Here is a 324-nt window from a genome sequence, read left to right as displayed (position 1 = left end):
GACAGAACATTTAAGCACTTTTACTTAAACCATGTAAAAACAACTTTAAAATATTTATTTCCTCATCTTGTTGGATATTCAAGATTTGTTCAACTCACCTCTGAAGCATTTTTCCCTATGTTTTGCCTGATCCAAGAACATCAAGGTATCTGTGAAGGGATTTTATTTATAGATTCTACCGTATTAACGGTTTGCCATGTCAAACGAGCCTCTTCCCATCGTGTCTTTAAAGAGCCGCGCTAAATGGGGAAAAACAACCGTTGGCTGGTTCTTTGGGTTTAAGCTCCATCTTGTGATTAATCATCATGCAGAAATTGTAGCATT

At 36.7% G+C, this 324-nt stretch carries 2 protein-coding genes; both read left to right on the top strand.

Going from position 1 to position 324, the window contains the following annotated elements:
* A partial coding sequence (locus tag TY19_RS26300) for a transposase (RefSeq protein ID WP_445082236.1) occupies window positions 1–243 on the top strand: 243 nt, incomplete at its 5' end.
* Window positions 197–324: transposase (locus TY19_RS19070; RefSeq protein ID WP_445082237.1), on the top strand; the 128-nt coding region annotated here is incomplete at its 3' end. The genes TY19_RS26300 and TY19_RS19070, both read left to right, overlap by 47 nt.

It is taken from the genome of Candidatus Protochlamydia sp. R18 (genome assembly GCF_000648255.1).
In the GTDB taxonomy this organism is placed as follows: Bacteria; Chlamydiota; Chlamydiia; order Chlamydiales; family Parachlamydiaceae; genus Protochlamydia; species Protochlamydia amoebophila.
Note: the sequence above shows the minus strand (reverse complement) of the source record. Positions and strands in the feature narration are given on the sequence as shown.